General features: G+C 69.0%; 5 protein-coding genes and 1 pseudogene. 4 read left to right on the top strand and 2 right to left on the bottom strand.

Going from position 1 to position 5347, the window contains the following annotated elements; translation table 11 throughout:
- The first annotated feature begins 251 nt into the window (after positions 1-251).
- From ACZ67T_RS46075 to ACZ67T_RS46065, 3 genes are read left to right on the top strand one after another with little or no spacing between them, the layout of a single operon-like run.
- Complete coding sequence (locus ACZ67T_RS46075; protein ID WP_469993036.1) at positions 252-953, top strand: hypothetical protein; 702 nt, start codon at positions 252-254, stop codon at positions 951-953.
- Positions 950-1630, top strand: a complete 681-nt coding sequence (locus ACZ67T_RS46070) for a DUF4166 domain-containing protein (RefSeq protein ID WP_469993034.1) — start codon at positions 950-952, stop codon at positions 1628-1630. Before ACZ67T_RS46075 ends, ACZ67T_RS46070 begins: the two co-directional genes overlap by 4 nt.
- On the top strand, positions 1627-2268 hold the full coding sequence (locus ACZ67T_RS46065; protein WP_469993031.1) for a TetR/AcrR family transcriptional regulator: 642 nt from the start codon (positions 1627-1629) through the stop codon (positions 2266-2268). Before ACZ67T_RS46070 ends, ACZ67T_RS46065 begins: the two co-directional genes overlap by 4 nt.
- A 438-nt stretch (positions 2269-2706) precedes the next feature.
- Here ACZ67T_RS46065 and tnpA read toward each other — a convergent pair.
- Positions 2707-2967: pseudogene (tnpA, locus tag ACZ67T_RS46060) on the bottom strand (IS200/IS605 family transposase); the annotation flags it as partial.
- Between the two features lie 72 nt (positions 2968-3039).
- Between tnpA and ACZ67T_RS46055 the strand changes: the two are divergent.
- Positions 3040-4170 carry an RNA-guided endonuclease InsQ/TnpB family protein gene (locus ACZ67T_RS46055; protein WP_469993029.1) on the top strand — a complete coding sequence of 377 codons (1131 nt, stop codon included), beginning with the start codon at positions 3040-3042 and terminating at the stop codon, positions 4168-4170.
- Positions 4171-4624: 454 nt separating this feature from the next.
- On the opposite strand, the gene ACZ67T_RS46050 is transcribed toward ACZ67T_RS46055, so the two are convergent.
- On the bottom strand, positions 4625-5347 hold a 723-nt coding region (locus ACZ67T_RS46050), incomplete at its 5' end, for an FG-GAP-like repeat-containing protein (protein ID WP_469993027.1).

Raw genomic sequence — 5347 nt, 5'->3', positions numbered from 1 at the left:
GTGAGACCGCCCCCGCACGATCGAAGTCCCGCTACACTCCCGCCACCCGGCGAAAAGACCAGGTCAGACAGCGAAATCCTGCTGGAGTACTAGTCGGCCCCGCTGGGCGACATAGGTGGCCCGCAGGGTGTGAGGAGCGTCCTGAGCGCACGCTCCAACCGGCCTGCCGATCTTCTTGAGCACTTGCTCAAACTGGGCTAGCTTGCAATTTGAGCGAACGCTCAAACCGTGAGGAGGGGGAGGTGGCGGCCATGCGGTTGTACGTGGAGACAGTGATCGACGCCGACATGGACGTCCTCTGGGAGCGGACCCAGGACCCGGCGCGGCACCAGTCCTGGGACCTGAGGTTCACCTCGATCTCCTACCTGCCCCACGCCGAAGGGGCGCCACAGCGCTTCCGCTACGCGATCCGGCTGCTGCCCCTCCTGTGGATCGCCGGCACCGGAGTCAGCGCGGGCGAGCGGCAGCGGTCCGACGGCACGCGCGTCTCGACGCTGCGCTTCGCCTCGGGCCACCCGCTCTCGCTGCTCGCCGAGGGCAGCGGCTACTGGCGATACGTCCCCGGCCCCACCGGAATCCGCTTCCTGACCGGCTACGACTACCGCCCGCGCTGGGGCCGCTGCGGAGCCCTCGCCGACCGGCTGGTCTTCCGTCCGCTCATGGGCTGGGCCACCGCCTGGTCCTTCGACCGGCTGCGGCTGTGGTGCGAACGCGGCACCCACCCGCGCGCCGCACTCGCCCGCGCCCTCGGCGAGTGCGCCCTGCGTCTGGTCCTGGTCCTCGCCGCCCTGCTCGCCTCTCCCGTCGCCCCGCTCGCCCTCGCTGCAGGCACGGCCTCCCTCGCCGCCCTGCTGCCCCCGCTGCCCGGCACCCCCGCCGCACGCCGCTGCCGACGCACCCCGGCCGGGCGCGTCCGCGTCCCGCGCCTGCTCTCCACCCTGGAGCCCTCGTGACCTCGATCTTCCACACCCACATGGGCGCCGACTTCGGCCGCCTGCACCCCGAGATCCGGCGGCGCTTCTCCGTCGGGCTCGACAGCGGCGAAGCCTGCGTCGGACGCGGGACGATGAAGCGGATCCGCCACGGGGTCCCTTTCGTCAAGCCGTTCCTCCGGCTCGGCGGGACGCGCAACATCCTCGTCCCACGCGAGGGGCACGACGTGCCCTTCGTCATCGAGAACTTCCCCTATACAGACTCCTTCGGTCGCGAGACCGTCACCTTCGTGCGGACCTTCCAACTGCCTGACGGCCCCCACCGCTTCGACGCCACGATGGTCTTCAGCCCCGAGCGCGACTGCGTCCTCGACTACCTCGGCACCCACCAGCACCTCGCCAGCGACCTCCACATGAGCGCCGAACCCGACGGCTCGCTCCTCATCCGCTCCGGCGACCACCGCTTCCGCGAAGGCCCCATCGACGTCCGCGTCCCGTCCCTGATCGGAGGCGAAGCCGAGGTCCGCGAGTCGTTCGACGAGAGCACCGGCCGCTTCCGGATCCGGGTGCGCGTGACCAACCGGCACTTCGGCTTCCTCTTCGGCTACCACGGCTCCTTCACCGCCGAGTATGTCGACGCAGGCGGCCGCGGACTCCGCGCCGACATGCGGCCCGTCCGCGAGGAGGCCCGCGCATGAGCGCGTCCGGCGGGGCCACCCGCCTCAAACTCCTCGAAGGGACCCTGCGCACCCTGGTCGAGCAGGGCATCGCCAAGACCTCGGCCCGCTCGATCGCGACCACCGCCGGGGTCAACCAGGCACTGATCTTCTACCACTTCGGTTCCGTCGACGAGCTCCTCGCCGCCGCCTGCGTGCACGGCGCCGAGCAGCGCGTCGCCCGCTACCGCGAGCGGCTCGCCGCTCTGGACTCCCTCACGGAACTCCTGACCTTCGCCCGCGCGATGCACGCCGAGGAGCGGGCCGCCGGACAGGTGGCTGTCCTCGGCCAGTTGCTTGCCGCCGGCCAGACCGCGCCCGCCCTCGCGGCCGCGACCTCCGCCGGGCTCGCGCTGTGGATCGAAGAGCTGGAGACCGTCCTGACCCGGCTGCTCGCCGCGACCCCCCTGGCCGCCTTCGCCGACCCCGCCGGGCTGGCCCGTGCTGCGGCCGCCTCCTTCGTCGGCATCGAACTGTACGAGGGCGTCGACCCCGAGGGTGCCTCCCGCGCCCTGGACTCGCTCGAACAGCTCGCCGTCCTCGCCCAGGCCCTGGAAGGATTCGGCCCCCTGTCCCAACGGGCCGTAACTCACCGGCTGCGCCGCCGCACCCGAGACTGACCCAGGGCCTCGCCCGGCCAACGCACAGCAGCCCAGCCCCAGTGGAGGGCTTCCGCGCGCTCCTGGCCGGTGAAGAGGCGTACTGGGCCCACTCGGCCCCGCGCCCCTGCGCCACGACCAGTCCCGGTATCGGGTCGCCGAGCCCTGTGGTGGAGAGGGCAGCCTGCGTGCGGATACGTCGCTGCTACGAGGGAGGCGTGGTATCCCCGGTACTGCACCAGGGTTCCGATCGGCCCCGTCGTACCGGGCGGCGCCGGAAGGGTGCTTCCCTCCGTGATACCGAGCCCACCAGACGTTCCGGTGGGGCTCCGTCATCCTGCAACCGTGACCAAGATTCACCGTGCTCTAGCGAGGAACTCCGGGCGTTCAAGCCCGGGAGGGTATCGCTTCTCTGGACTGCTTTGACCCGGGCTGGGGCACGGGTCCGCGCTGTTGGCGTCAGCCGGGACGTTTCCGGTTCTTGATGTATGTGATGCCGAGCGGGGCGCCGCCGCATGACGCGGCGAAGTGGGACGGCGACCAGAGGCGCAGGCCCCACAGGTACGTACGGATGTAGGCGGGCAACTCCTGGCGCAGGCTCCGGGCCCAGACGCCTTTGAGGGAACTGGCGAGACGGAGCAGGGCCACTTTTGGTGGGTGGTGCACCAGCAGATGGACGTGGTCCTTCTCGCCGTTGACCTCGACCAGTTCGGTTTCGAAGCTGATGCCAGCGGGGTGACATTGGTCAACGATACGATCGCGCTCGTGAAGATTGTGGTGCAGGTGAAGCTGATGCCGCAGGCCAACCAGGCTTCCGCGCTGTCGGCGACCCTGCGCACGGTGAACGAGGCCGCGTGCTGGGTCTCGGAAGTCGCCTTCGAGCACGGTGTACCGCGTGAGTACGAACTGCGCAGGCACACCTACGCCGAGCTGCGGGCCCGCGGGATCGGGTCGCAGGCCGCCCAGCACACCATCAAGAAGGTGCGCGACGCCTACACCACGCTGAAGGCGAACATCCGGGCTGGGAACCTGGGAAAGCCGGGTTCCCAGCGCCAGCGCAAGGCACAGACGAAGCCGGTCACTTTCCGGCCCCAGGCCGCACATCCCTTTGATGACCGGTGCCTGTCATGGCAGTACGACGCGAAGACGGTCAGCATCTGGACCACATCCGGACGGCTGAAAAACATCCGCTTCACCTGCTCTGCCGACGCGCTCAAGACGTTGCGTGAGCACCGGCAGGGCGAGTCGGACCTCCTCGAACGGGATGGCTCCTTCTACCTGGTCGCCGTGTGCGACATCCCTGAGCCCGATCTCTATGAACCTGGCGCGTTCATCGGCGTGGACCTGGGCATAGCCAACATCGCCACCACTTCCACCGGTTACAAAGCCGCCGGACGCAACATGAACCGCCACCGCAGACAACAGCGCGAACTGCGCCGGAAGTTACAGGCCAAAGGCACCAAGTCCGCCAAACGGCGGCTGAGGATGCGGCGCCGCAAGGAACAGCGGCACGCCAAGAACATCAACCACATCATCGCGAAGAAGATTGTGACCGAGGCTGAACGCACCTCGTCCGGCATCGCCCTGGAAGACCTGGGCGGCATCCGGCAGAGGGTACGGCTCCGCAAGCCCCAACGGGTCACGCTCCACTCCTGGGCGTTCCACCAGCTCGGATCCTTCCTCGCATACAAGGCCCGCCGCGCGGGCGTCCCGCTGGTGTATGTCGACCCTGCATACACCAGCCAGACATGCGCCGACTGCGACCATGTCGACAAGAAGAACCGCGTCGACCAAGCCACCTTCATCTGCCGGAACTGCGGGGTCGTTGCCCACGCTGACCGGAATGCTTCCCGCAACATCGCCACTCGTGGCGAGACCGCGTGGACAGCGGGGCGTGAGTCACGCGTCCCTGCCACCCCATAACGGGTGTCTGGACGGAGGAGCCAACCCAGCAGCCAGCCGGGCACTACCTCCAAGCCCGGCCCTTCAGGGCCGGTCAAGTTGACCGCCTGACGAAGCCCTACGGCGAGAAGACAGCCGTCGACGGCCTCGACTTCACCGTGAGGCCGGCGTCGTCATCGGTTTCCTCGGCCCACCCGATGCAGCGAGGGGGACCTGCGCGGCGGTCCGGTTTCCGACGCCGAGGACCCGCTGGGTATCGCCCTGCACGGCCTGCCGTTCGCGCAGCCGGCGGTCGGCGTGCCGGTGTCGTCCGGCGAGTGCACCACAGGCATGATCCGCCTCCGGCTCCGTACGGCTGTCACACTGCCGGCGCAGCTTCGTCGGCGAGGGTACGGCGCTCGCTCCAGCAGGGGTTGCTCCGGACAAGAGGGTGAGGAGGTCGATGCCGGTCACTTCACGGTGAGTTGGGCACAGGTCACTTCAGTTTGAGTTGAACTCCGAGGTCCTCGGGGGTGAAGCGTTGCGCCAGGCCCGTGTCGATCCCGTTGCGTGAGCCCGGGAGGACCAGGAAGGCGCCGTGGCGTTCGTAGTCGAACTCCGAGTAGGTGATCAGGTCCTGCAGGCCGTCGCCGTTCACGTCGAGCAGGTCGGAGACGCCGAAGTCCGCCGTTCGTGGGATCTTGTTCCGGATGCTCGGATCGTCACCGGAGAGAACCTGCTCCTTGTCCTGCTGGGGTCCTTGCGGTCCGCCGGGCAGCAGTAGGATCCGATCGGTGTCGTTGAGGCTGAAGCCCGACCGGTGGGTCACCAGGTCGGGTATCTTGTCGCCGTTCACATCACCGGCCTGTGAGCCCGTGCCCCAGTATGTGCCGCTGTCGGTCAGCTCCAGCGCGGGCTTTCCCTTGCCGAGGCCGGACCGGGCGCCGTACAGAACGGTGATCTTGCCGGTGTTCAGGGCCGCTCCGGAGCCGGAGGCGAGCACGTCGTCGATGCCGTCGCCGTCCACGTCATCGACGGCTGCCGCGCGGGGCCCGTCCTGGGTGCCGAGTGCCTCGCCGAGGTCAGGGGTGGTGGGGCCGCCGTCGACCAGGCCCCCGGTCGAGTGACGGCGGTCATGCCAAGCTCCCCATGGGCGGCCATTTAGCGCCCCACTGACGGCCTCGGGATTCCCCACGTACGGCTGGTTAGAACTCCCCAC

It is taken from the genome of Streptomyces sp. NPDC107517, assembly GCF_055582645.1.
This window is presented reverse-complemented; position numbering and strand designations above follow the sequence as displayed.

What these genes read in the sequence shown, in the direction of transcription:
- ACZ67T_RS46075 (WP_469993036.1), top strand. Translation starts at nt 252, where the DNA reads ATGCGGTTGTACGTGGAGACAGTGATCGACGCCGACATGGACGTCCTC.
- ACZ67T_RS46065 (WP_469993031.1), top strand. Translation starts at nt 1,627, where the DNA reads ATGAGCGCGTCCGGCGGGGCCACCCGCCTCAAACTCCTCGAAGGGACC.
- ACZ67T_RS46055 (WP_469993029.1), top strand. Translation starts at nt 3,040, where the DNA reads ATGCCGCAGGCCAACCAGGCTTCCGCGCTGTCGGCGACCCTGCGCACG.